This window comes from Oleiphilus sp. HI0080 (assembly GCF_001635135.1).
This window is the reverse complement of the sequence record NZ_LWFU01001127.1, coordinates 1-533: the sequence shown is the minus strand read 5'-3', so window position 1 is coordinate 533 and position 533 is coordinate 1. Positions and strand designations below refer to the sequence as shown.

The following is a 533-nucleotide window of genomic DNA, read 5'->3' as shown; positions in this document are numbered from 1 at the left end:
TTATCGTGGCTTTTGGACCACTGATCTATTTTGAGTTCAACCCACTCCCGCTACCTTAGCGATTAGACTGAGAATAGGCATAAAAAAAGGCATCCTGAAGAGGATGCCTTTTTCGTCTGGTTGGACGTTTATGCAGCGCCAATCAGCTTTTTAATACTGCCTACTACGTTGTCGCCTTTAAATGGCTTAACAATCCAACCTTTAACGCCAGCCGCCTTGCCGCGTGCTTTCATGCGCGGGTCGCTTTCGGTTGTTAGCATGATGATGTTTACACCTTGATTGTTGAGATCACTGCGTACTTTTTCTGCCATGGTTAGGCCATCCATGTTCGGCATGTTTACATCCGAGATAACAAGCTTGATCTGACCGTCTTTCTGAAGTTTGTCTAGGCCGTCTTTGCCGTCGATTGCTACTTCTACTGATAGATCGTTTGCTGCTAAAAAACTGCTCACTTCGTTGCGAACAGTCGCTGAGTCGTCAACTACTAGAATCTGTGCCATGGTACTTTCCTCGCGTTTGTTACTGCTAGAAAG

General features: G+C 45.8%; 1 protein-coding gene. It reads right to left on the bottom strand.

Features of this window, described 5'->3' with window-relative positions:
- Window positions 1-128 precede the first annotated feature (128 nt).
- On the bottom strand, window positions 129-533 hold a 405-nt coding region (locus A3751_RS20325; protein WP_369821268.1), incomplete at its 5' end, for a response regulator.